General features: G+C 60.1%; 23 protein-coding genes. 10 read left to right on the forward strand and 13 right to left on the reverse strand.

The features are described from left to right. Positions 1 to 59 precede the first annotated feature (59 nt). Positions 60 to 1,052, forward strand: coding sequence for a 2-hydroxyacid dehydrogenase (locus GT753_RS08815; RefSeq protein WP_015377997.1), 993 nt, complete (start codon positions 60 to 62; stop codon positions 1,050 to 1,052). A 50-nt stretch (positions 1,053 to 1,102) separates the two neighbouring features. Beyond that, positions 1,103 to 1,531: a heat shock protein HslJ gene (gene hslJ / locus GT753_RS08820; RefSeq protein WP_160125527.1), complete on the forward strand. Its 429-nt coding sequence runs from the start codon at positions 1,103 to 1,105 to the stop codon at positions 1,529 to 1,531. A gap of 24 nt (positions 1,532 to 1,555) precedes the next feature. On the opposite strand, the gene GT753_RS08825 is transcribed toward hslJ, so the two are convergent. Both GT753_RS08825 and ssmE read right to left on the reverse strand, forming a co-directional pair. Continuing rightward, positions 1,556 to 1,810, reverse strand: a complete 255-nt coding sequence (locus GT753_RS08825) for a DUF333 domain-containing protein (protein WP_015377999.1) — start codon at positions 1,808 to 1,810, stop codon at positions 1,556 to 1,558. A gap of 477 nt (positions 1,811 to 2,287) precedes the next feature. Continuing rightward, entirely contained in the window at positions 2,288 to 2,620 is a 333-nt protein-coding gene (gene ssmE / locus GT753_RS08830; RefSeq protein WP_004930487.1) for a multidrug efflux SMR transporter SsmE, read from the reverse strand. A gap of 238 nt (positions 2,621 to 2,858) precedes the next feature. Between ssmE and nifJ the strand changes: the two genes are divergently transcribed. The 3 genes from nifJ to GT753_RS08845 all read left to right on the forward strand — a co-directional run bounded on the left by nifJ (position 2,859) and on the right by GT753_RS08845 (position 8,105). Beyond that, positions 2,859 to 6,392 (forward strand): pyruvate:ferredoxin (flavodoxin) oxidoreductase, encoded by a 3,534-nt coding sequence (nifJ, locus tag GT753_RS08835; RefSeq protein WP_160125528.1) that lies wholly within the window; start codon positions 2,859 to 2,861, stop codon positions 6,390 to 6,392. A gap of 229 nt (positions 6,393 to 6,621) precedes the next feature. Beyond that, entirely contained in the window at positions 6,622 to 7,560 is a 939-nt protein-coding gene (gene ttcA, locus GT753_RS08840) for a tRNA 2-thiocytidine(32) synthetase TtcA (RefSeq protein ID WP_004930494.1), read from the forward strand. Between the two features lie 146 nt (positions 7,561 to 7,706). After that, positions 7,707 to 8,105 (forward strand): VOC family protein, encoded by a 399-nt coding sequence (locus tag GT753_RS08845; RefSeq protein WP_004930496.1) that lies wholly within the window; start codon positions 7,707 to 7,709, stop codon positions 8,103 to 8,105. A gap of 217 nt (positions 8,106 to 8,322) precedes the next feature. Here the strand turns inward: GT753_RS08845 and zntB are convergent, their stop codons facing one another. Further along, on the reverse strand, positions 8,323 to 9,306 hold the full coding sequence (gene zntB / locus GT753_RS08850; RefSeq protein ID WP_004930499.1) for a zinc transporter ZntB: 984 nt from the start codon (positions 9,304 to 9,306) through the stop codon (positions 8,323 to 8,325). A 154-nt stretch (positions 9,307 to 9,460) separates the two neighbouring features. Here zntB and GT753_RS08855 point away from each other — a divergent pair, with 154 nt between their 5' ends. From GT753_RS08855 to GT753_RS08865, 3 genes are all read left to right on the forward strand, one after another. After that, positions 9,461 to 10,162, forward strand: a complete 702-nt coding sequence (locus GT753_RS08855; protein WP_160125529.1) for a hypothetical protein — start codon at positions 9,461 to 9,463, stop codon at positions 10,160 to 10,162. Beyond that, the gene (locus GT753_RS08860; protein WP_080497853.1) at positions 10,114 to 11,205 is read left to right on the forward strand and encodes a hypothetical protein; all 1,092 of its coding nucleotides are present in this window, start codon (positions 10,114 to 10,116) and stop codon (positions 11,203 to 11,205) included. The genes GT753_RS08855 and GT753_RS08860 overlap by 49 nt, the downstream gene beginning before the upstream one ends. Before the next feature lie 194 nt (positions 11,206 to 11,399). Beyond that, a complete protein-coding gene (locus GT753_RS08865; protein ID WP_004930507.1) occupies positions 11,400 to 11,648 on the forward strand; it encodes a hypothetical protein in 249 nt (82 codons plus the stop codon). 162 nt (positions 11,649 to 11,810) lie between these two features. On the opposite strand, the gene GT753_RS08870 is transcribed toward GT753_RS08865, so the two are convergent. Beyond that, positions 11,811 to 13,430: an ABC transporter substrate-binding protein gene (locus GT753_RS08870; RefSeq protein WP_004930510.1), complete on the reverse strand. Its 1,620-nt coding sequence runs from the start codon at positions 13,428 to 13,430 to the stop codon at positions 11,811 to 11,813. A gap of 173 nt (positions 13,431 to 13,603) precedes the next feature. Further along, a complete protein-coding gene (locus GT753_RS08875) occupies positions 13,604 to 13,954 on the reverse strand; it encodes a hypothetical protein (protein WP_015378006.1) in 351 nt (116 codons plus the stop codon). Between the two features lie 206 nt (positions 13,955 to 14,160). Here GT753_RS08875 and mpaA point away from each other — a divergent pair, with 206 nt between their 5' ends. Beyond that, a complete protein-coding gene (gene mpaA / locus GT753_RS08880) occupies positions 14,161 to 14,868 on the forward strand; it encodes a murein tripeptide amidase MpaA (protein ID WP_004930517.1) in 708 nt (235 codons plus the stop codon). Positions 14,869 to 14,871: 3 nt separating this feature from the next. On the opposite strand, the gene ycjG is transcribed toward mpaA, so the two are convergent. After that, on the reverse strand, positions 14,872 to 15,846 hold the full coding sequence (ycjG, locus tag GT753_RS08885; RefSeq protein WP_085336620.1) for an L-Ala-D/L-Glu epimerase: 975 nt from the start codon (positions 15,844 to 15,846) through the stop codon (positions 14,872 to 14,874). A gap of 225 nt (positions 15,847 to 16,071) precedes the next feature. Here ycjG and tpx point away from each other — a divergent pair, with 225 nt between their 5' ends. After that, positions 16,072 to 16,575: a thiol peroxidase gene (gene tpx, locus GT753_RS08890; RefSeq protein WP_004930536.1), complete on the forward strand. Its 504-nt coding sequence runs from the start codon at positions 16,072 to 16,074 to the stop codon at positions 16,573 to 16,575. 57 nt (positions 16,576 to 16,632) lie between these two features. Here tpx and tyrR read toward each other — a convergent pair whose 3' ends face one another. The 7 genes from tyrR to pspA all read right to left on the reverse strand — a co-directional run bounded on the left by tyrR (position 16,633) and on the right by pspA (position 22,632). Beyond that, positions 16,633 to 18,204, reverse strand: coding sequence for a transcriptional regulator TyrR (tyrR, locus tag GT753_RS08895; protein WP_015378008.1), 1,572 nt, complete (start codon positions 18,202 to 18,204; stop codon positions 16,633 to 16,635). A gap of 313 nt (positions 18,205 to 18,517) precedes the next feature. Beyond that, a complete protein-coding gene (locus GT753_RS08900; protein WP_015378009.1) occupies positions 18,518 to 19,579 on the reverse strand; it encodes a YcjF family protein in 1,062 nt (353 codons plus the stop codon). Continuing rightward, on the reverse strand, positions 19,576 to 20,973 hold the full coding sequence (locus GT753_RS08905) for a YcjX family protein (RefSeq protein ID WP_075684398.1): 1,398 nt from the start codon (positions 20,971 to 20,973) through the stop codon (positions 19,576 to 19,578). The genes GT753_RS08900 and GT753_RS08905 overlap by 4 nt, the downstream gene beginning before the upstream one ends. Then, positions 20,954 to 21,220, reverse strand: coding sequence for a phage shock protein PspD (gene pspD / locus GT753_RS08910; RefSeq protein ID WP_031299672.1), 267 nt, complete (start codon positions 21,218 to 21,220; stop codon positions 20,954 to 20,956). Before pspD ends, GT753_RS08905 begins: the two co-directional genes overlap by 20 nt. Before the next feature lie 96 nt (positions 21,221 to 21,316). Next, positions 21,317 to 21,676 carry an envelope stress response membrane protein PspC gene (gene pspC / locus GT753_RS08915; protein ID WP_015378011.1) on the reverse strand — a complete coding sequence of 120 codons (360 nt, stop codon included), beginning with the start codon at positions 21,674 to 21,676 and terminating at the stop codon, positions 21,317 to 21,319. Then, entirely contained in the window at positions 21,676 to 21,903 is a 228-nt protein-coding gene (gene pspB, locus GT753_RS08920) for an envelope stress response membrane protein PspB (protein ID WP_004930553.1), read from the reverse strand. Before pspB ends, pspC begins: the two co-directional genes overlap by 1 nt. A gap of 63 nt (positions 21,904 to 21,966) precedes the next feature. Continuing rightward, positions 21,967 to 22,632: a phage shock protein PspA gene (gene pspA / locus GT753_RS08925; protein WP_004930555.1), complete on the reverse strand. Its 666-nt coding sequence runs from the start codon at positions 22,630 to 22,632 to the stop codon at positions 21,967 to 21,969. Between the last annotated feature and the right edge of the window lie 136 nt (positions 22,633 to 22,768).

Raw genomic sequence — 22,768 nt, forward strand, 5'->3', positions numbered from 1 at the left:
ATTGTCGAATTTACTAAAATCTGTTAAATTGATCACAAAATCACGGTGGAGAAACCACGATGAAATTGGCGATATACAGTACCAAACAGTATGACCGTAAATACCTCGAACTGGTGAATCAGCAGTTTGGCTATGAGCTGGAATTCTTCGACTTTTTACTCAGTAAAAAAACCGCCAAAACGGCCGCCGGTTGCAAGGCGGTGTGCATCTTCGTCAACGACGACGGCAGCCGTGAAGTGCTCGAAGAACTGGCGGCACTGGGCGTCGAAATTCTCGCCCTGCGCTGCGCCGGTTTTAATAACGTCGATCTGGACGCCGCCAAAGAACTGGGCATCAAGGTGGTGCGCGTGCCGGCCTACTCGCCGGAGGCCGTGGCAGAACACGCGGTCGGCATGATGATGTGCCTGAACCGCCGTATTCACCGCGCTTATCAGCGTACCCGCGACGCCAACTTCTCGCTGGAAGGGCTGATCGGTTTTAACATGCACAATCGCACCGCCGGCGTGATCGGCACCGGTAAAATCGGCGTGGCAACGATGCGCATTCTGAAAGGCTTCGGCATGAAACTGCTGGCCTACGATCCGTTCCCGAGCGAACAGGCGCTGGAACTGGGCGCGGAGTATGTCGATCTGAAGACGCTGTACGCGCAATCCGACGTGATCACCCTGCACTGCCCGCTGACGCCGGAGAACCACCACCTGCTGAATGCCGACGCCTTCGCGATGATGAAAAACGGCGTAATGGTGATCAACACCAGCCGCGGCGCGCTGATCGATTCCACCGCCGCCATCGATGCGCTGAAGCAGCAAAAAATCGGCGCCCTTGGGATGGACGTCTACGAGAACGAACGCGATCTGTTCTTTGAGGACAAGTCTAACGATGTGATTCAGGACGACGTGTTCCGCCGCCTGTCGGCCTGCCACAACGTGCTGTTTACCGGCCATCAGGCTTTCCTGACCGAAGAGGCGCTGACCAGCATTTCGCAAACCACGCTGCAGAACATCAGCCAGTTGGATCGCGGCGAAACCTGCCCGAACCAGTTGAACGCCTGAGCGTAACCTCGGGGCGCCCTTGCGGCGCCCTGTTTATTTGAGAGAACGCGATGAGAAAAACCACGGTAGCCGCCCTTGCGGCGCTGGCCTTAGCGGGGTGCAGCATGAAACCACACACGGCCGTCACGCCAGGCGATCTGTTGCATCACAACTTCGTGTTGCAAAGCGTGGATGGCGAGACGGCAAAATCACCGGCGGGCGGCGGCCTGCTCAATCTGGAGTTCGGCGAGAACCTGCATGTCTCCGGCACGATGTGCAACCGCTTTTTCGGCCAGGGGCAATTACGCAACGGCGTGCTGACGGTGAAATCGCTGGCCACCACGCGCAAGCTGTGCCCTGATGAGCCGCGCAACCGCTGGGATCGGGTGATTGGCACCGTGCTGGAAAACGGTGCCGAAGTGACGCTAAACGCACAGCAGCTGACGCTCACCGGCAGCGGCCACACGCTTATTTATACCCTGCGCGATTGGGTGTATTGATCCTGCAGGCCAGGCGCCGTGGGCTTACCCGGCGCAGCTGCCCAGGCCCAGCGTGCGTTCCTCACACTGCTTGCCGTTCGGCATCTGGCACATGCGCAGCGCTTCACCGTTCAAGTTGTGCGCGATGGTGGTGACGCCGCCGACCGCCGCGCAACCGGCGCTGGTCTGCAACGTATTGATTCTGGCACTGTTGCCCTGCTGTACTGGCTCTTCGTTATTGCTGCTGCAGGCGGCTAAAAGCAGCACGGCGCTGGCAAGCAGCCATTTTGATGTCGTCATTATCCCACTCCTGAACCCGGAACTGCGCTGTGTAAAATCGCCATTGCTGATAACGCGCGTCACTTGGCGGACACGTTTCGCTATCTTTGATGCAAACTTGTTTAATCTAGCTCGATATATAAATAATGAAAATATATTCCAGCCATTATTTGTCGTTTTTTTGCGCCGGCCGAACATTTATTTTGTTTGCAGAATATTTCCGTGACGGCGCCACGCGCTGTCAGGCGCTGGCCGCACGCAAAAAAGTGATAACGTCACCGCGGCCATCGAGGAAGTTTTACCCGCGACAGCGGTATTAATTATCTTCGTGTGCTTTCATTGCAGCGGCGCATTTTTTGCTACCGGAGAGAACGATATTTGTGTCTATGCTGGCGGTGCTAAGTAATTAGCATTCCACTATTTTCAGTGAATGATGACTGAATTCTTCAACCGGCGCGACTTGCTGTCACGCCGGCTTTTTTTACATCAAAATAACACTCAGTGCACCGAGGCTTTCGACAGTAAATTAATCACCAGCACGCCGGCAATAATTAATCCCATGCCAACGATCGCCGGCCAATCCAATTTTTGCTGATAAACGAACACCGCGGCGACCGACACCAGCACAATCCCCATGCCCGACCAAATCGCATACACGATGCCCAGCGGCATGCTCTTGACCACCATCGACAGCCCCCAAAACGCCACGCCGTAACCCAGCACCACCAGCAGCGACGGCCACAGGCGGGTAAAGCCCTCAGAGGCTTTCAACATGGTGGTGGCGATCACTTCCGCGACTATCGCCATCGTCAAATACATAAATGCGCTCATGGTTTTCTTCTGTCAATTTGCCGATGCGCAATTATGACGCGCCGGAAATAAATTGTCTTTAAACGGTGAAAACAATTTATTGTCGCCGGCCCCTAATCGGCGAGGAAATATGCCTTTGACGATTTATCACCCGCCACACAAACGCGATAAAGCCGCGTTCGCCCCCTCTGTTAGACTTTTTTCCATTACTGCGAAAGTGCGCTTTCGCGGCTTTGTGAGCAATGAAAAGGTAACGCTGATGATAACTACAGATGGTAATAATGCAGTCGCTTCCGTGGCCTATCGCACCAACGAAGTGATTGCCATCTACCCTATCACGCCAAGCTCCACCATGGCGGAGCAGGCGGACGCCTGGTCCGGCGATGGCCGGCAAAACATCTGGGGCGATATTCCGCGGGTGGTGGAAATGCAGTCGGAAGGCGGCGCGATCGCCACCGTGCACGGCGCCTTGCAAACCGGCGCGCTGTCGACCTCGTTCACTTCATCGCAGGGTCTGCTGCTGATGATCCCCACGCTGTACAAACTGGCCGGCGAGCTGACGCCGTTCGTGCTGCACGTCGCCGCGCGCACCGTGGCCACGCACGCGCTGTCCATCTTCGGCGACCATTCGGACGTGATGGCGGTGCGCCAAACCGGCTGCGCCATGCTGTGTGCCGGCAACGTGCAGGAGGCGCAGGACTTCGCGCTGATCTCGCAGACCGCCACCCTCAACGCGCGCGTGCCGTTTATCCATTTCTTCGACGGTTTCCGCACCTCGCACGAGATCAACAAGATTGTGCCTCTCAGCGACGATACGCTGCGGCAGATGCTGCCGCAGGCGGCGATCGACGCGCACCGCAGCCGGGCGCTGTCGCCGGATCATCCGGTGGTGCGCGGCACTTCCGCCAACCCGGACACCTATTTCCAGTCGCGCGAAGCCACCAACCCGTGGTATGACGCCACCGGCCAACACGTGATCGACGCCATGGAAGCCTTCGCCGCCCTCACCGGCCGCCGCTATCGGCCGTTCGACTATTACGGCCACCCGCAGGCCGAACGCGTGGTGGTGGTGATGGGTTCCGCCGCCGGCACCTGCGAAGAAGTGATCGACACCCTGCTGACCCGCGGCGAGAAAGTCGGCGTGCTCAAGGTGCGGCTGTTCCGGCCGTTCTCCGCCCAGCATCTGCTCGGCGCGCTGCCGGACAGCGTGCGCAGCGTCGCGGTGCTCGATCGCACCAAAGAGCCGGGCGCGCTGGCCGAGCCGCTGTATCTGGACGTGATGACCGCGCTGGCGGAAGCCTACAGCCGGGGGGAGCGCGCCACGCTGCCGCGGGTGATCGGCGGCCGTTACGGCCTGTCGTCGAAAGAGTTCGGCCCGGACTGCGCGCTGGCGGTATTCCGCGAGTTGGCCCTGCCGCAGCCACGCCCGCGTTTCACCGTCGGCATCTTCGATGACGTCACCGGGCTTTCGCTGCCGCTGAGCGACGAAATCCTGCCGCAGCGCGCCTCGCTGGAGGCGCTGTTCTACGGTTTGGGCAGCGACGGCTCGGTCTCAGCCACCAAGAACAACATCAAAATCATCGGCAACGCCACGCCGCTGTATGCCCAGGGTTATTTCGTCTATGACTCCAAAAAGGCCGGCGGCCTGACGGTGTCGCACCTGCGCGTCAGCGAGCAGCCGATCAATTCGGCCTACCTGGTCAGCCACGCGGACTTCGTCGGCTGCCACCAGCTGCAGTTTATCGATAAGTACCAAATGGTTGAACGCCTGAAGCCCGGCGGCACCTTCCTGCTCAATACCCCTTACGGCGCCGATGAGGTCTGGTCGCGCCTGCCGCAGGAGGTTCAGGCGCTGTTGCACCAACGCCAGGCGCGTTTCTATATCATCAACGCCGCCAAGCTGGCGCGTGAATGCCGGCTCGGCGCGCGCATCAACACCGTAATGCAGATGGCGTTCTTCCACCTGACGCAGATCCTGCCGAGCGACGTGGCGCTGCAACAGCTGCAGGACGCCATCGCGCGCAGCTACAGCAGCAAGGGCCAGGAGATCGTCGAGCGCAACTGGCAGGCGCTGGGCGCCACCCGCGCCGCGCTGACCGAGATCCCGCTGCAGCCGGTCGACGCCAGCAGCCCGATGCGCCCGCCGGTGGTGTCGGACGCCGCGCCGGACTTCGTCAAAACCGTTACCGCCGCGATGCTGGCCGGGCTGGGCGATGCGCTGCCGGTTTCCGCCTTCCCGCCGGACGGCACCTGGCCGGTGGGCACCACCCAGTGGGAAAAGCGCAACATCGCCGAAGCGATCCCGATCTGGCAGCCCGACCTGTGCACCCAGTGCAACCACTGCGTCGCCGCCTGCCCGCACTCCGCCATTCGCGCCAAGGTGGTGCAGCCGGCGGAGATGGAACACGCCCCCGCCTCTCTGCAGTCGCTGGATGTCAAAGCGCGCGATATGCGCGGGCAGAAATACGTGCTGCAGGTAGCGCCGGAAGATTGCACCGGCTGTAACCTGTGCGTCGAGGTCTGCCCGGCGAAAGATCGCCAGAACCCGGAAATCAAGGCCATCAATATGGCGTCGCGCCTCGATAATCTGACGGCGGAGAAAGACAACTACGACTTCTTCCTGCAGCTGCCGGAAATCGATCCGGCGCAGCTGGAACGCATCGACATTCGCACCTCGCAGCTGATCACGCCGCTGTTCGAGTACTCCGGCGCCTGCTCAGGCTGCGGCGAAACGCCGTACATCAAGCTGTTGACCCAGCTCTATGGTGACCGCTTGCTGATCGCCAACGCCACCGGCTGTTCGTCGATCTACGGCGGCAACCTGCCGACCACGCCGTACACCACCAACGCCGAAGGGCGCGGGCCGGCGTGGGCCAACTCGCTGTTCGAAGACAACGCCGAATTCGGCCTGGGCTTCCGCCTGACGGTCGATCAACATCGCGCGCGAGTGCTGCGTCTGCTGAACGCACTGGCGCCGCAGCTGCCGGAGCAATTGGTCAACGCCCTGCAGATGGCCGACGTAGCGCCGGAGCCGCGCCGCAAGCAAATCGCCGAACTGCGCACGCTGTTGGCGAGTTTCGAAGGCGAAGATGCGCGCCAGCTGGCGGCGGACGCCGACTACCTGGTGGATAAATCGATCTGGCTGATCGGCGGTGACGGCTGGGCCTACGACATCGGCTTCGGCGGTTTGGATCACGTGCTCAGCCTGACGGAGAACGTCAACGTGCTGGTGCTCGACACCCAGTGCTACTCCAACACCGGCGGCCAGCAGTCGAAGGCCACGCCGCTGGGCGCGGTGACCAAGTTCGGCGAGCACGGCAAGCGCAAGGCGCGCAAGGATCTGGGCGTCAGTATGATGATGTACGGCCATGTCTACGTCGCGCAGATTTCGCTGGGGGCGCAGCTCAACCAGACGGTGAAAGCGATTCAGGAGGCCGAGGCCTATCCGGGGCCGTCGCTGATCATCGCCTACAGCCCGTGCGAAGAACACGGCTACGATCTGGCGCTCAGCCACGATCAGATGAAACAGCTGACCGCCACCGGCTTCTGGCCGCTGTACCGCTTCGATCCGCGCCGCAGCGCCGAGGGCAAGGCCGCATTGGCGCTGGATTCGCGCCCGCCGAACAGCAGCCTGGCTGAAACACTGCTGAACGAGCAGCGTTTCCGTCGCCTGAACGCGCAGCAGCCGGAGGTGGCCAGCACGCTGTATCAGGCCGCCGAGAAAGAGCTGAAGGAGAAGTACGATTTCCTCAGCCTGCTGGCCGGCAAGGCGGAAAAGTCCGCCGCTGAGTAACCTCCCTCAGGGCGCGAGCGATTCGCGCCCTGTTCTTTTACCGCCGACGTAAATCGCAGCAACAAAACCTGCTGGCATTCCGGCGCGCAATCCGTACCATACAGGCCTCGCGTCGGGTGCGTGGCGGCTGGATGATGAATAATGATCAAAATCGGCCGGTTGAATGGTAAACTCGCGGTCTATAACGCCATGCCCCTAGTGCCCCCCATTGAGAATGAGCACGATTTAAATGTCAGAAAAGCAATCCGTTAGCCAAAAAGAGCAGTACAACCTGAACAAATTGCAAAAGCGCCTGCGCCGCAACGTGGGCGAAGCGATCGCCGATTTCAATATGATTGAAGAAGGCGACCGCATCATGGTCTGTCTGTCCGGCGGCAAAGACAGCTACACCATGCTGGAGATCCTGCGCAATCTGCAGCAAAGCGCGCCGGTCAACTTCTCGCTGGTGGCGGTGAACCTCGATCAGAAACAGCCCGGCTTCCCGGAGCACATTCTGCCCGCCTATCTGGAAAGCCTGGGGGTGGAGTACAAGATCGTCGAAGAAAACACCTACAGCATCGTTAAAGACAAGATCCCGGAAGGGAAAACCACGTGTTCGCTGTGTTCGCGCCTGCGCCGCGGCATTCTGTACCGCACCGCCACCGAACTGGGCGCCACCAAGATCGCTCTGGGCCACCACCGCGACGACATTCTGCAGACGCTGTTCCTCAACATGTTCTACGGCGGCAAGATGAAAGGCATGCCGCCCAAGCTGATGAGCGACGACGGCAAACACGTGGTCATCCGCCCGCTGGCCTATTGCCGCGAGAAAGACATCGAGCGTTTCTCGATCGCCAAAGCGTTCCCGATCATTCCATGCAATCTGTGTGGCTCGCAGCCTAATCTGCAGCGCCAGGTGATCGGCGACATGCTGCGCGACTGGGACAAGCGTTACCCAGGCCGGTTGGAAACCATGTTCAGCGCCATGCAGAACGTGGTCCCTTCGCACCTGAGCGATATCAACCTGTTCGATTTCAAAGGCATTCACCACGGCAGCGCGGTGGTGGACGGCGGCGATTTGGCCTTCGATCGCGAAGACATCCCGATGCAGCCGGTCGGCTGGCAGCCGGAAGACTCGGACGACGCGGCGCCTGCGCCAGAGCGTTTGAACGTGCTGGAAATCAAATAAGCCCCCTCGCCGCTTGCCATCCTGCGAGCGGCGACATTTCTCTTTCCCGACGATCTCGATCCTGTTCACAGTTTGCGCAAAATTTGCTGGGCAGTGCCGTTTTTACCCTATACTGTTTATTTATACAGTCATATGGAGATCGCGCAATGAACATCACCCCCTGCCTGTCCCACGTCTCGCTGGGCTCCAACGATTTCGAGGCCGCCGCCGCCTTTTACGATCGTGCGCTGGCCGCTTTGGGTTGCCGACGCGTGCTGGAGCATCCCGGCGCCATTGGCTACGGCCGCGACTACCCGGAGTTTTGGCTGCAGGTGCCGATCGACGGCCGGCCGGCCTCGCCCGGCAATGGCACGCACGTCGGTTTTTTCGCTACCAGTAAGCAACAGGTGGATGAATTCCATCGCCAGGCGCTGCTGGCCGGCGCCGTCGATGAAGGCGCGCCCGGTTCGCGGCCGCATTACGGCGAGGCTTACTACGGCTGCTTTGTCCGTGATTTGGATGGGCACAAGATTGAAGCCAGCTTCTGGGATGAAAGCGCGGCCTGAAGAAGAAGGAAATCGAATAAAAAAATGCCGGTGATTAAACCGGCATTGTACGAATCAAATGTGCTATGCAGTAATTCAAAAATAAGAAAGTAAGACAATTATGGAGCGCAACGCCCATCGCTTGACGTTGCATTCACCTGCGAGAGAGATCATGCCCCATTTCCCCCGGCTAAATGTTGATATTGCTCAATGTTAACCGGGTTTTCGTCATTTTTGCCTACAGCCAGCGGCTGCGCTTCAGCCACCAGGCGACGCCAAGCACCAATCCGACCAGCATCAGGCAAAATGCCGCGAAACCGAAAGGATTACCGCCGCCCGGAATACCGCCAAGGTTGACCCCGAACAACCCGGTCAGGAAAGTGGTGGGCAGAAATACCATCGCCAACAATGACATGGTGTAAGTGCGGCGGTTCATCGCGTCGGCCATCACCGTGGTGATTTCGTCGGACAAGATGGCGGTGCGCGCGATGCTGCCGTCCAGATCGTCCAATCCCCGTCCCAGGCGATCGGCGATATCCTGCATGCGCCGACGATCGTCATCGCTCATCCACGGCAGGCGGTCGCTGGCCAGCCGCGCGAAGACGTCGCGCTGCGGCGCCATGTAACGGCGCAGCACGATCAGCTGTTTACGGATCAGCGCCAGCTGGCCGCGCTCCGGCACCTGCTGCTCCAGCAAGGCGTCCTCCAGATCGATAATCTTGTCGTGCAGATCCTCGATAAATTCGCTGGTGTGATCGGTCAACGCATCGGAAATTTCCACCAGCCAGCTGCCGCTGTTGGTCGGCCCGGCGCCGCTTTGCAGATCGTTCACCACCTGATCGATGGAATACACCTTGCGGTGCCGGGTGGAGATAATCAGCTTGTCGGTGATATATACGCGGATGGTGACCAGCTGATCCGGCCGGGAATTAGCGTTAAAGTTGATGCTGCGCAGGGTGATCATGGTGCCTTCGCCCTGGCGGCTGACGCGCGGCCGCGAGCTTTCTCCGGAGAGCGCTTCACGCACCGAGTCCGGCAGCAGCGGCGTGGTACTCAGCCATTCAGCGCTGGCCGGGTGCGCGTAATCAAGATGCAGCCAGCACGGCGCGTCGCAGGTGATCTTGTCATCCCGCTCGATCGGCGTGACGCCGCCCTTGCCATCCAGCTGGTAGGCGTAAACCGCATCGGCGACCTGCAGCTCGCTCCCCTCAATCACATCCATTCATTTATCCCCTCAGTCTTGCTTATGTTGCTGAGTCTAGCGTTAACGCCTTGGAGATCAAAGGCCAAGCTGTAACGCCAGTTTTCTCGTTGTCCCATAAACGTGATCTATACTTCTGCCGCAAGGAACGAACGGAGAACCGCAGGAGATCGTCATGCTAAAAACTTTTCTGGACATCGTCGTACCCACCGTAGGCGCCTTTGGCGCGATGTTTTTCGCCCTCGTCAAAATGCCCTTCCGCATTCGGCGGGAAAACCACGATAAGCTGCTAAACCTGCTCGAATCCGTCGAGAAGCCCCAAAGCGCCCCCATACGCCTGCTGCGCTTTCGCGACTATATCGGCAACAGCAGCGCCAGCCTCGCTGCGCTGCAGCTGCTGTTGGCGTTACCGGACAGCGTAGCGGCGCTGGAACGCTATCGTTTCACCGGTGGCCGTCAGCAAATCTTGCGCGCCACGCCCGCTGGCTTCGTGTTGCGGCCAAGCGCCAATAACGCTTTCAAACGTTTCCTGCTTTCCTGCCGCTATTTTTTGCTGTATTTGGTGTTCGTTACGCTGCTGGTGCTGTTCCCCGCTTTAACTCAATGGGGACTGCAGCAGTTAGGGGTATTGATTACGCCCCATTCACTCCGCTATCTGCCTAATGCGCGCATCACCGACGGCTGGCAGCTGCTGTTCCCCGGCCTATTATTTATTATGATTATGTTCAGCCTGGCATTCCTGACCTTCAGGCAGCTGGCACGCGCGGGTAACCTCAGTTCGGAACGCGCCTTTTATCGCTACTATCAACGCGCGCGTGAGGAACAACGATGCCGGGAAGTCCTGAGACAAATGCGCACGGTGCTGCGCCGAACCTGACGAGGCTGCGCCGCCTGCGCGGCATCGCCATGGCCACCCTGCTGCTGTTCGGCCAATCGGTTCGCGCAGAACCGGTGTTAGAACGTCTCGCCACGCCCTACCACGCGCCGACGGCGGCGGGTTCCCTGCCTTATTTTGTCGCTCGCGCTCGATCCCCCCAGCCGCGTACCGCGCTGGTGGTGATGCACGGGCATCCACGCGACGCCGCCAAGACATTGCAAGCGGCGATCGATGCCGCGCAGGGAGCGGGAGACAACAGCTTGCTGGTCGCCCCGCTGTTCCAGGTGCCGGTGAAACTCGCCGCCCGCTGCCATTCCGCCGGTCTGCCCCAGCCGCAAGACGGTGACGCTCTCTGGCGCTGCGGCTCGTGGATCGCAGGCGGTTTGGATAATGGCGGGAAAACCGGCTCGTTCAACGCCATGGATAACCTGCTGGCCGATCTGAAACGGCGTTGGCCGTCGCTGCAGTCGATCACCGTGGCCGGTTTTTCCGCCGGCGCCCAATTCGTGCAGCATTATGTCGGCTTCGCCAACCCGCCAAGCGGAGTGCGTCTGCGCTATGTCGTCGCCGATCCGGGCAGCTGGCTCTATTTTGATCGCCTGCGCCCTCTGCCCACAAGCTGGGGAAACTGCGGCAGTGAAACAACCTGCCGCTTCCGCTGGCAAACGCCGGACGCCGGACAGTGTCCACAGGCCAACCGCTGGAAATACGGCCTGGAAACGTTTCCCGCTCACCTGCAGCGCACCGCCGACGCGGCCCGCCGGCGCTACGCCGCCGCCGATATCACCTATCTGGCCGCCGCCGATGATACCGGCACCGCGCCGGGCGCCTACTATCGGATACTCGACAAGTCCTGCGCCGCCCAGCTACAGGGTCCCTATCGGCTGCAGCGCGCCCTGGCCTATGCCGACTATGACCGACGTTATCTGGCGCCGGACAAACCGCATCGGTTAACGATCGTACCCGGCTGTGGGCACAACGTCGCCTGCGTCTTTCCGGCTCCGGCGGCCAGGCACGCGCTGTTTCCCATTAATGCAGACTAATAATAACGGCAATGAAATAAACCCTTGCCGATAAATCAGACAATATCACCGATAAAGCGCTGGTAATGCCGTTATTATTATGACTTAACATATTGCTATCAATTTTAATTCAAAATGATAATAATAAATCAACACAAAGCTGTTTCAGCGCAAATTTTAGGGGCATATACTTTTCTCACTACGAGGAGGTAGTTATGTTACGCGACCATTTAAAAATAAACGCCAGCGATACGCTGGAAAAAATCAGCAATATTCATTTGCAAAACCAGGGCCAGGAAGAGATCAGTGAGTTCGTGGTGAAAAACGCCGCCGGCCTGCAGATTGGCAAGGTCTCCGTCCACGATCGTTTCAGTACCCGTCGCTCTTATCCCACCAGCTACCGCATTACTCAGACCGATATGAGCGGCCGCGTAGTGGTGGACGCCATGCGGGACTGTCTGTAAGCGTAACCGCGCTCTGAAATAGACAATATTAATGTGATGATGGCAACCCCGTTTATTATTAAACGGGGGTTTATCGCATGGAAAAATTAATTAGCCTCGTGGTTTCGCCGCCGAGAAAAAAATACCGCCCCCGCATTGCGTGGGGGCGATAAATAAGCCCACTCAGTGTTTGATGATATACATCGTTTGGCTATAGGCCACGTCTTCCGGATTGGTGATCGGGTAGCCTTTTACCCACGGTTTGATCAGGCGGCCATTGGTGTATTGATATATCGGCGCGATCGGCGCCTGATCGGCAATGATCTGTTCCATCTTGTTGTAATCGGCGGTCACCGCCGCCGGGTTGGTTTCCCGCCCCGCCTGCGCCAGCAGCTTGTCGTAGTCCGCATTCTTGAACTTGGCGATATTGCCGCTGTGGGTGGAGGTCAGCAGCGACAGGAAGGTCGACGCCTCGTTATAGTCACCCACCCAGGAGGCGCGGATCACATCGAAATTGCCGGTATTGCGGCTGTCGATGTAAGTTTTCCACTCCTGATTCTGCAGCTTGACGTCAATACCGAGCTTTTTCTTCCACATCGAGGCCACGGCGATGGCGATCTTCTGGTGGCTTTCCGAGGTGTTATACAGCAGCGTCAGCTTCAGCGGGTTGTTCGGGCCGTAACCGGCCGCCTGCAGCAACGCCTTGGCCTGCGCGTCCAGCTCCGCCTGCGATTGCTGTTGCAGCAAGCTCGCTTCCGGTTTGAACCCGGCGGTCACGTCCGGCGTAAAGTGGTAGGCCGGTTTTTCGCCGGTGCCCAACACTTTTTCCGCGATAATCTTGCGATCGATGGCGTAGGACAAGGCCTGACGCACCCGCACGTCGTTGGTCGGCGCACGCTGGGTGTTGAACGCGTAATAATAGGTGCCGAGCTGATCCGGGGTGTACACCTGACCCGGGATGTCTTTCAGCAGCTTCTGATACATATTTTTCGGGAAGGATTCGGTGATGTCGATGTCACCCGCCAGGTAACGCTTGGTGGCGTTGGATTCCTGGTTGATCGGCACGAAGGTCACTTTGGTCAGCACGGTGCGCGCATGATCCCAGTAATGGTCGTTAGGCGTCAGCACCAGCTTCTCGTTCACCACCCGCTCCTGCAGTTTGAACGCGCCGTTGCCCACCAGATTGCCGACCTTGGTCCAGTCGTTGCCGTATTTTTCCACCACCGCCTTGTTCACCGGGAACAGGCTGAAGTTGGCCGTCAGGCTGACGAAGTACGGCACCGGCTTATCCAACTGCACCTTGAGCGTGTAGTCATCCGGCGCCGATACGCCCAAGCGATCGGCAGGCAGTTTGCCGCTGATGATCTGCTCGGCGTTCTGGATCCCCGCCAGCTGCGCGAACCAGGCGAACGGCGACAGATTTTTCGGTTCTACCAGCCGCTGCCAGCTGTAGACGAAGTCTTTTGCCGTGACAGGGTCACCGTTTGACCAACGCGCGTCTTTACGCAGATGGAAAATATAAGTCTGGTTGTCGCTGGTCTGCCAGCGGGTGGCGACGCCGGGGATCACTTTGCCGTTGGCGTCCTGATTGACCAACCCTTCGAACAGATCGCGCGCCAGCTGCGCCTCCGGCAAGCCCACCGCTTTGATCGGATCGAGCGAGGCCGGTTCGTCTTTAATGTGGCGCACGATTTCCTGTTTGTCCGCCAGCGCGGTGCCCGGGGGAACCTGCGCCGCCATGGCGCTGCTCATACAGGCGCCGATCGCCGCCGCGCAGAGCGCCAAACGAAAACCCCGTTGCATTATTTTTCCCGTCATTATGATTTGTCCCCCGTTAACCATCTGAATTTTTTATCATATAGCACAAGATCCGTCCGGCCTAGCGCTCACGGGCGAGAAGTTGCAAAAAGTGCGATTCAGGCGATAAAAAACCCGTGCGGCGCAGGGCGGCACGGGTGGGATTGCGGCAGCGACCGTCAGTCGTACAGGTGGATGCTGTTGATGCGGTAGCTGAACTCTTCGCCCTCTTCTTCATCGAACACGGTGAAAAAGCCTTTCTCGGCCAGCGGACGGGCCGAGATATCGGTTTTTTGCAGCTGACGCGCATCCGCGTCGTCGTAGCCGTAGTCGAGATAGAAGGCATCTTTCTGGTAATCGATATGCAGGGTGAACGGATAGTTCGATTCGTCCCCGCGCCCGTCGTCATTTTTCACCACGCCGAACCATTCCCCCTGACGGATCTGGTTTTCAGCGTCTACGCCGCACAGCAGCGTGATGGTGTCATTTTCATTTTCGCTATAGCTGGCGATGATTCTGGCTACTGGCATGTTAAATCCTCTTGCGGGTGATTGGCTTAGCTCTGCCGTTAGTATAACAACAGCCTCAGGCCAGGTGCGGTTTAATTGGCGTTTTCGCCGCTACCGCATCACAGATCGCGCAAACGCCGCACAATTGCGATGGGAAAGAAGTCTCAAAGCGTAATACACTGAATAAAATGACAATGACTCTCGGCCTTTAACTCAGGGACAACACCATGACCGAACATCGACCGCGCAGTGAACGTGGCCAGTTGGCCATCGCAGGAGAGAACTACGGCAGCTCGCTGCTGGGCGCACCGCTGCTCTATTTCCCGGCGGCGGTCAGCGGCCCGCAGACCGGGCTGATCATCGCCGGCACCCACGGCGATGAGAGCGCCGCCATCGTAACCCTGTCCTGCGCGCTGCGCAGCATCGCCCCCGAACAGTTGCGCCACCACGTGGTGCTGGCGGTCAACCCCGACGGCTGCCAGTTGGGGCTGCGCGCCAATGCCAACGGCGTCGATCTGAACCGCAACTTCCCGGCCGCCAACTGGCGCTCCGGCGACACCGTCTATCGCTGGAACAGCGCGGCGCCGGTGCGCGACGTCAGGCTCTCCACCGGCGGGCGCCCCGGCTCCGAACCGGAAACCCAGGCGCTGTGTCATCTGATCCATCGCCTGAAGCCGCATTGGGTGGTGTCGTTCCATGAGCCGCTGGCCTGCATTGAAGATCCCGCCAGCTCGCGGCTCGGCGTTTGGCTGTCGCACAAGTTCGAGCTGCCGCTGGTGACCAGCGTCGGTTATGAAACGCCCGGCTCGTTCGGCAGCTGGTGCGCGGATCTGTCGCTGCCCTGCATCACCGCCGAATTCCCGCCGATCTCCGCCGATGCCGCCAGCGAGCGTTACATCGACGCGATGACCGAGCTATTGACCTACCCGGATTAATCCCTACGGGGCGAGCTCGACGATCGCCCCGCATTCGAACGCCAGGCCCGGTTCAGCGTCTCGCGCCAGCCAGGTCGGGCCGTCCAGATCGACGAAGCGCGCCGCCGGTGCCAGCGGCAAGGCGGCGGATATCGCCCGCGACGTGCACAACATGCAGCCGAGCATGATGGCGAACCCTTGTTCGCGCGCGGCCTGCGCCAGCGCCAACGCCTCGGTCAAGCCGCCGGTTTTGTCCAGTTTGATGTTAACCATCTGATAGCGTTGCGCCAGCCGCGGCAGATCGGCCCGGGTGTGGCAGCTCTCATCGGCGCAGATCGGCAGCGGATGGATAAAGTGCTCCAGCGCGGCGTCGTCACCGGCCGGCAGCGGCTGCTCCAGCATCGCCACGCCAAGATCGGCCAGCAGCTGGCAGCGCGCCGCCAGCCCTTCCGCCTGCCAGGATTCATTGGCGTCGACGATCAGCGTCGCCTGCGGCACCGCGGCGCGGATCGCCACCAGCCGCTCGCTGATATAGTGATCGTCGAGTTTGATCTTCAGCAGCGTGGCGCCCTGCCGCTCCAGCTCACGCGCGGCGAAGGCCATCGCTTCCGGCGTGCCGATGCTGACGGTCTGCGCCATGCTGATCTGCGCCGGCGCCGTCACGCCGCTGCGCTGCCACAGGCTTTGCCCGTGGAGACGACACTCCAGATCCCACAGCGCCGAGTCCAACGCGTTGCGGGCCGCGCCCGCCGGCATCTGCGTCAGCAGCTGCTCGCGGGTGATGCCCTGCGCGATCGCCGGCGCCATCTCAGCCAGCTGCGCCATCACCGATTCCTCGCTCTCGCCATAGCGCGGATACGGCGTGCATTCGCCGACGCCGCGCACGCCCTGCTGTTCGATTTCGACCACCACCACCCGGGCTTCGGTGCGGCTGCCGCGCGCGATCACGAAGGCGGTGTGCAGCGGCCAGGCTTCCGGGTAAAAACGCATGTCTCTCATAACGGCTCCTGAGCGAAAACTGCGCATCCAGGCAGGCTGATGCGCCGGTGATGTTTTATAGAACAGCCTAATATATACAACTATTTAGCAAACTTTGATATCCAATCCGCCCCGCTTGTCATAAACTGGCGCCAGGGTGTGAACCTGATGTTAACAGCCGTCGCCGGCGCGCCGTTCCATCAGGTTCATACCCTTTGTATAAACACCTGTAAAAGGAATCTAGCAATGACTCAGACAGTACATTTTCAAGGCAATCCGGTCAGCGTAGCGGGCAAACTGCCACAGCAGGGCGAACAGGCCAAGGCCTTCTCGCTGGTTGCCAAAGACCTGTCAGACGTAGCGCTGAGCAGCTTCGCGGGTAAACGCAAAGTCCTGAACATCTTCCCAAGCATCGATACCGGCGTCTGCGCGACGTCGGTGCGTAAATTCAACCAGTTGGCCAGCGGCCTGGATAACACCGTGGTGCTGTGCATCTCCGCCGATCTGCCGTTCGCGCAGTCGCGTTTCTGCGGCGCGGAAGGCCTGAGCAACGTGGTTACCCTGTCTACCCTGCGCGGCGCCGAGTTCAAGCAGGCGTACGGCGTTGAAATCGCCGAAGGTCCATTGGCAGGCCTGACCGCGCGTGCGGTCGTGGTGCTGGATGGCCAGGACAACGTGCTGTACAGCGAGCTGGTGAACGAAATCACCACCGAGCCGGATTACGACGCGGCGCTGGCAGCGCTGAAATAACAAAGCCGGCGTTCGCCGGCTTTGGAAACACGCTAAAGGCGCCGCAAGGCGCCTTTCTTATTCTTCGCCCTCGGCGCCGCCTTTACGGCTGCTCAGGCCATACTCGCGCAGCTTGTTGGCGATGGCGGTATGGGAAACGCCCAGGCGCTTCGCCAGCTTGCGGGTGCTGGGATAGGTGCGATACAGGCGCGTCAGCACCGAGCGCTCGAAACGCTTGCTGATGTCGTCCAGCGAGCCGTCCAGCACCTCGTCGCCCAACGACATTTCCACCTCGAACTCCGGCAACACGATATCCTGCGGCCGCAGTTCGTAGCCTTCGGTTTGCGTCAGCGCGCGGTAGATGGCGTTTTTCAGCTGGCGCACGTTGCCCGGCCAGCCGTATTTGCTGAGGAAGCCGCCCAGATCGTTCGCCAGCTTGGGCCGCGCCACGCCCTGCTCATCGGCGAAGCGCGCCACGAACAGTTCGGTCAGCGGCATGATGTCCTGCGGACGTTCGCGCAGCGGCGGGATGGTGATGGTCAGCACGTTGAGGCGATAATAGAGGTCTTCGCGGAATTCGCCGCGCTGCACCAGCTCGGTGAGGTTTTTCTGAGTGGCGCAGATCACGCGCACGTCGACGTGCACCTCATGCTCCTCGCCGACGCGGCGGAACGTGCCGTCGTTGAGGAAACGCAGCAGTTTGGTCTGCATGCGCGGCGACATTTCGCCGATCTCGTCCAGCAGCACCGAACCGCCGTTGGCCTGCTCGAAGAAGCCTTTCTTGCCTTCCAGCGCGTTGGGATAAGCGCCCGGCGCATGGCCGAACAGCTCGCTCTCCACCACGTCATCCGGCAGCGCGGCGCAGTTCAGCGCCAGGAACGGCTGCTTGCCGCGCGGGCTGCGCAGGTGGCAGGCGCGGGCCAGAATATCCTTGCCGGTGCCGGTATCGCCCACGATCAGCAGCGGCGCATCGAGCATCGCCAGCTTGCGCGCCTGCTCCAGCACGTGACGCATCTTGGCGCTCACCGCGACGATGTGGTCGAATTCGGTATCGTCGTTCACCGACAGATTTTGCAGTTGGCGGCCCATGCGCGCGGTGGACTTCAACATCACCACCGCGCCAACCGCGGCCGGCTGTTGCTGTTCGTCCTCCAGATAGATAGGCGTAATGTCCATCAGGAAGTCCTGGCTGCGGATCACCACCCGTTCTGAGTGCGGCGCCGTATGCTCGCTCTCCAGCCAGCGGCTGAAGTTATAGCCGCCGATCAGCGCCCCGGCGGTCTGGTTGCGGATCTTGTCTTCGCTCAGGCTGAACAGCGCCAGCGCCGCCGGGTTGGCCAGCTCGACCTTGCCCTTCATATCGATAGAGAACACCGGCTCCGGCATCGACTCCAGCAGCGCACGCAGCGCGCGATGCTCGCGTTCGGAAGGCATAAAGCTGACGGTGCGCACGTCGGTTACGCCGGCGATGCGGCGGATCTCCGCCATCAACGCGCGGAAAGTATCGAAATCCAACTGGGAGAAATTGAGGTAAATGCGGCCGATGGGATCGATCTCGATGCCACGTAAGTCAATGCTGCGCGATACCAAAAGATCGAGTAATTCTCGAGTGAGACCGAGGCGGTCTTCGCAAAATACTTCCAAACGCATCAGTGTTGGCCTTATCTCTGCAGGTGCGGGGATCGTTAGCGATGATGATACTCCCTCGCACCGGGCGGTAGAAGCGATCTGTCAGCAAAAGTTGACAGAACTCTGATTTATTGCCGTGGTTGCTGATTTTAAACGCAAGTGAATAACAGCATCGGCGTCATTTTAGCCTGCAAACAGAGAGTTATCACAATCATAATTAATTTTTCAGAGATTTATCACGCAATCACAGGGGGATCGACTGTCGTCAAGTCTCGATTACGTCCGGCGTCGGCACCGCTCAGAAAACGGCGCTCCTGAGAGCGCCGTCGTGGGGTTATTTGGCCTTGCCGTCGCCCTTTTTCAGCGTATCTTTCAACTGGCCGATCAGCTGGCTGCGGAAATCGCCAAGCTTCGGTTTTTCCCCTTCCAGCCACGGCAGCGGGCGGCACAGTTCCATCGCCTTGATGCCCAGCCGCGCGGTCAACAGCCCGGCGCCAATGCCCTGCGCCGCGCGCGCCGACAGCCGCGCCGCCAGATCCTGCGACATCCAGTCCATGCCCACTTCGCGCACCAGCTCGGAAGCGCCGGCGAAGGCGATATTGAGCAGCACCAGCCGGAACAGACGAATGCGGCTGAAGTAACCCAGTTCGATGCCGTACAGCGCGGCGATGCGGTTAATCAAACGGATGTTGCGCCAGGCGATAAACGCCATATCCACCAGCGCCAACGGGCTGACGGCAATCATCAGCGTCGATTCGGCGGCGGAGCGGCTGATTTCGCGCCGCGCCTGATTGTCGAGCACCGGCTGCACCAGTTTGGCGTACAGCTCCACCACTTCACGATCGTTTTGCGTTTCATGCAGCGAGGCCTGCCAGCGCTGCAGCGCCGGATGCCCCTGATCCAGCCCGGCCTGGCGCGCCAGCTTCTCGCAGAATTCGCGCCCTTGCCCCAGCCCGTGGCTGTGCAACAGCTCGCGCGCCACGTCGCGCTCTTCCGCGCGCTGGCGCAGCCGATACAAACGCCGCCACTCAGTGACCACCGAACCGACGCCGGCAAACACGATCAGGCCGCCGGCCACGCCGCCGCCCATGGCGATCCAGTCCTGCTGCACCCAGGCGGTATGCACCCACTGCACGCCCTGCGCCACCACGCTGACGCCGAACAGCGCCAGCCCGGCGGTCACCATTTTGCGCCACAGGCTGCGTTTAGGTTTCAGCGCGGCGTTAATGATGCCTTCGGCGCGCCCTTCCTCCTCTTCCTGCTGCAGCTCCGGCGCCGCCGGAAAGAAGCTCTCCGCCTGCTCGGCGTCGAAAGCGACGCCGGCGCGCAACGCCGGTTCCTGCGGCGGCTGCAACGGCTCGTCAAAATCGATACGCGGTTTGATCGGCTCGCTCATCGCAATTTGTCTCCCAGTAAAAATTCCATCACCGCATCCAGACGGATATGCGGCAACGGGCTGTCCACGCTCATGGCGCGCGGGCGAAATTCATCGAAGTGGAATCCCTGGCTCTGCCAGAACGCCGGCCCCGGCAGGCGGGCGGGCACTTCGCCAGGGAACACCGTCAGCGGCGCGCCGTCGCTGAGGCGGTTGCCCTTCAGCGCCGGGATACGCTGCCCCTGATGATCGACGATGCCGCTCTCGGTCGCCTGCACCGAGGCCAGGCCGACGCAATCCATGCTGATGCCTTCGAACGCCGCATTCTGCCACGCCTCTTGCACCAGCTGTTGCAGCAAGGACACCAGATTGGCGTGCTGATCGGCGGTGATATGGTCCGCTTTGGTGGCGGCGAACATCAGTTTGTCGATGGTCGGCGAGAACAAGCGGCGAAACAGCGTGCGCTTGCCGTAATGGAAGCTCTGCATCAGTTGGGTCAACGCCAGACGCATGTCGTTGAACGCCTGCGGGCCGCTGTTGAGCGGCTGCAGGCAGTCGACCAGCACGATTTGCCGATCGAAACGGACGAAATGCTCTTTGTAGAAGTTCTTGACGATCGACTGGCAGTAGTAATTGAAGCGAGCGCGCAACATGCCGATGTTGGTGTGTTTGTCGGCCTGCGCCAGCTTCGACTCGCCGATCGCGGCCACGTCAGGCCACGGGAAAAACTGCAGCGCCGGCGCGCCGGCCATGTCGCCCGGCAGCACGAAACGCCCCGGCTGAATGAAGTGCAGCCCTTCACTTTTGCAACGCAACAGATAATCGGTGTAGGCCTGGGCGATCGCCGCCAGCCGGTTTTCGTCGGCCGGCGCCAGCGGATCGCAGGTTTTACACAGGTCAAGCCAGGGCTTGGCCCATTCGGCGCGTTCGCCCTGCAGCAGCCCGGTCATCTGGCGCGACCAGGCCAGGTAATCCTGTTCGAGCATCGGCAGATCCAGCAACCATTCGCCAGGATAATCGACGATCTCCAGGTACAGCGTGGAAGTGTCTTTGAAATGGCGCAGCAGCGAGTCGTTGGAGCGGTAGCGCAACGCCAGACGAATTTCGCTGACGCCGCGCGTCGGCGTCGGCCAGGCCGGCGGCGTGCCGTACAGCTGCGCCAGCCCTTCGTCATAGGTGAAACGCTGGATGCCGAGATCGCGCTGCGGGATGCGTTTGACGCCCAGCAGGCGCTCTTCGCGCACCGGTGAAAACAACGGCATGCGCGCGCCGCTGTGCACATGCAGCAGTTGGTTAACGAAGGCGGTGATAAAGGCGGTTTTGCCGCTGCGGCTCAGGCCGGTCACCGCCAGGCGCAGATGGCGATCCATTCCGCGGTTGACCAGCGAGGTTAACTCATTTTGCAGTCGTTTCATTGCTCTCCTTGACGTAACGCCCGAAAGCCTTGTTCAGGCCTTTACGGAACAGCGGTTCCAGCACCAGCGCCAGCACGAAGCGCACCGGTTTGCGGCCGACGGTCTTCAACAGCCAGCCGGCAGCGCCCGCCGGGCCATAGTTCAATAACGCTATGATGATGACTTTAGCCAATGTCTTCAACATTGCCGCCGCTCCTCGTTTAAATCCACCCGTTCTGGCGGTGTTCGCGACATCGATTTTATTCATGACAATGCCCTCCGGTACAAGACGATTAAGGTTACATTCACGGGATAACGGCGGCGAAGATACCCGGCCTGCGCAGGCCGGGTATCGCAAGAAGGGTTACAGCTTGCGGAAACGGCTCTGTACGCCGAAGGTGTCGGACGTCACGTAACGCTCGACCTGACGCAGCTGCTGCTCGCCGCTGCCCAGCTCATATTCCAGCTGATCGAGCAGCTGGCGCGGCGTCTTCTGATGCTCGCCTTCGAAGCGGCTGGCCGGCGCCTCATCCAACACGAACACCAGCGCGATATAGGCCACCAGCGTGAAGAAGAACAGCCCAAAGAACAGCGACAGCACCACCATCACGCGGATCAGGCGCACCGGCACGTCGAAATAGTGGGCCAAACCGGCGCAGACGCCTTTCACCATGCCTTCTTCGGGTACGCGATAAAGCTTTTTACTGCCCAGCGTATTACTCATCAGGACTGTCTCCAGTTCGGGTGTTCCGCATCGAGGATCTCTTCCAGCGCCTGAATGCGTTCACGCATGCGTTTGGCGTCTTCCGCCAGCTGCGCCAGGCGCTGCATTTCTTGCTGACTCAGCTGGATGCCAGTCTGTTGCCGATTGCTGTAATGCAGCCAAAGCCAAATCGGCGCGACAAACAGCACGAAAATTGTCAGCGGAATGGCAAGTAATAAAGCACTCATTGTTATTCCTTCTTATCGGGTCCTGGATTGGCGGCCACCTCCGGTGTGTGGCCGCGGTTCGCCTTACTCTGAGCGGTTCATCTTGGCTTTCAGCGCCGCCAGCTGCTCACTGATGGCGTCGTCGGCTTTCAGCTCGGCAAACTCCTGGTCCAGCGACTTCTTTTTACCGATGCTGATGCTTTCCGCTTCGGCTTCCATGTGGTCGATGCGGCGTTCGAACTGTTCGAAACGCGCCATCGCCTCGTCCAGCTTGCCGCTGTCGAGCTGGCGACGTACTTCACGGGAAGAAGACGCGGCCTGATGACGCAGCGCCAGCGCCTGCTGCCGCGCGCGGGTTTCGGTCAGCTTGTTTTCCAGCTCGCCGATTTCGCTCTTCATGCGCGCCAGCGTTTCTTCTACGGTCGCCACTTCCTGCGTCAGCGTGGCGATCAGGTCGGCAACCTTTTGTTTTTCGATCAGCGCCGCGCGGGCCAAGTCTTCTTTATCTTTGCGCAGCGCCAGTTCGGCTTTTTCCTGCCAGTCGCTGACCTGGCTTTCGCCCTGCTCGATGCGACGCAGCAACTGCTTTTTCTCCGCCAGCGCGCGCGCCGACGTAGAACGGACTTCAACCAGCGTGTCTTCCATCTCTTGGATCATCAACCGCACCAGCTTCTGCGGATCTTCCGCCTTGTCCAGCAGGGTGTTGATGTTGGCGTTCACGATGTCGGCAAAACGAGAAAAAATACCCATAATTCACTTCCTCTTGGTTCTGATGGCGTCTGAAGCGCCGCGTTAAGTCGTACAGCTTGCCCAAAGAGATAATCAAAACCCGTGCCAACTTTTATACCATTGAAAAACAACAACTCTTTATTTTTGACTCTCTGCG

The sequence above is a fragment of the Serratia sp. Z4 genome (assembly GCF_009900725.1).
GTDB lineage: Bacteria > Pseudomonadota > Gammaproteobacteria > Enterobacterales > Enterobacteriaceae > Serratia > Serratia nematodiphila.

Bases quoted from the DNA above. Each gene is read 5' to 3' on its own strand.
- GT753_RS08860 (WP_080497853.1), top strand. From the start codon at position 10,114: ATGCCGGGAAGTCCTGAGACAAATGCGCACGGTGCTGCGCCGAACCTG.
- GT753_RS08900 (WP_015378009.1), bottom strand. From the start codon at position 19,579: ATGAGCGAGCCGATCAAACCGCGTATCGATTTTGACGAGCCGTTGCAG.
- GT753_RS08905 (WP_075684398.1), bottom strand. From the start codon at position 20,973: ATGAAACGACTGCAAAATGAGTTAACCTCGCTGGTCAACCGCGGAATG.
- nifJ (WP_160125528.1), top strand. From the start codon at position 2,859: ATGATAACTACAGATGGTAATAATGCAGTCGCTTCCGTGGCCTATCGC.
- ssmE (WP_004930487.1), bottom strand. From the start codon at position 2,620: ATGAGCGCATTTATGTATTTGACGATGGCGATAGTCGCGGAAGTGATC.
- tyrR (WP_015378008.1), bottom strand. From the start codon at position 18,204: ATGCGTTTGGAAGTATTTTGCGAAGACCGCCTCGGTCTCACTCGAGAA.
- GT753_RS08870 (WP_004930510.1), bottom strand. From the start codon at position 13,430: ATGCAACGGGGTTTTCGTTTGGCGCTCTGCGCGGCGGCGATCGGCGCC.
- GT753_RS08815 (WP_015377997.1), top strand. From the start codon at position 60: ATGAAATTGGCGATATACAGTACCAAACAGTATGACCGTAAATACCTC.
- pspC (WP_015378011.1), bottom strand. From the start codon at position 21,676: ATGAGTAATACGCTGGGCAGTAAAAAGCTTTATCGCGTACCCGAAGAA.
- GT753_RS08845 (WP_004930496.1), top strand. From the start codon at position 7,707: ATGAACATCACCCCCTGCCTGTCCCACGTCTCGCTGGGCTCCAACGAT.
- pspA (WP_004930555.1), bottom strand. From the start codon at position 22,632: ATGGGTATTTTTTCTCGTTTTGCCGACATCGTGAACGCCAACATCAAC.
- mpaA (WP_004930517.1), top strand. From the start codon at position 14,161: ATGACCGAACATCGACCGCGCAGTGAACGTGGCCAGTTGGCCATCGCA.
- GT753_RS08855 (WP_160125529.1), top strand. From the start codon at position 9,461: ATGCTAAAAACTTTTCTGGACATCGTCGTACCCACCGTAGGCGCCTTT.
- ycjG (WP_085336620.1), bottom strand. From the start codon at position 15,846: ATGAGAGACATGCGTTTTTACCCGGAAGCCTGGCCGCTGCACACCGCC.
- hslJ (WP_160125527.1), top strand. From the start codon at position 1,103: ATGAGAAAAACCACGGTAGCCGCCCTTGCGGCGCTGGCCTTAGCGGGG.
- zntB (WP_004930499.1), bottom strand. From the start codon at position 9,306: ATGGATGTGATTGAGGGGAGCGAGCTGCAGGTCGCCGATGCGGTTTAC.
- pspB (WP_004930553.1), bottom strand. From the start codon at position 21,903: ATGAGTGCTTTATTACTTGCCATTCCGCTGACAATTTTCGTGCTGTTT.
- tpx (WP_004930536.1), top strand. From the start codon at position 16,072: ATGACTCAGACAGTACATTTTCAAGGCAATCCGGTCAGCGTAGCGGGC.
- ttcA (WP_004930494.1), top strand. From the start codon at position 6,622: ATGTCAGAAAAGCAATCCGTTAGCCAAAAAGAGCAGTACAACCTGAAC.
- GT753_RS08865 (WP_004930507.1), top strand. From the start codon at position 11,400: ATGTTACGCGACCATTTAAAAATAAACGCCAGCGATACGCTGGAAAAA.
- pspD (WP_031299672.1), bottom strand. From the start codon at position 21,220: ATGAATAAAATCGATGTCGCGAACACCGCCAGAACGGGTGGATTTAAA.
- GT753_RS08875 (WP_015378006.1), bottom strand. From the start codon at position 13,954: ATGCCAGTAGCCAGAATCATCGCCAGCTATAGCGAAAATGAAAATGAC.
- GT753_RS08825 (WP_015377999.1), bottom strand. From the start codon at position 1,810: ATGACGACATCAAAATGGCTGCTTGCCAGCGCCGTGCTGCTTTTAGCC.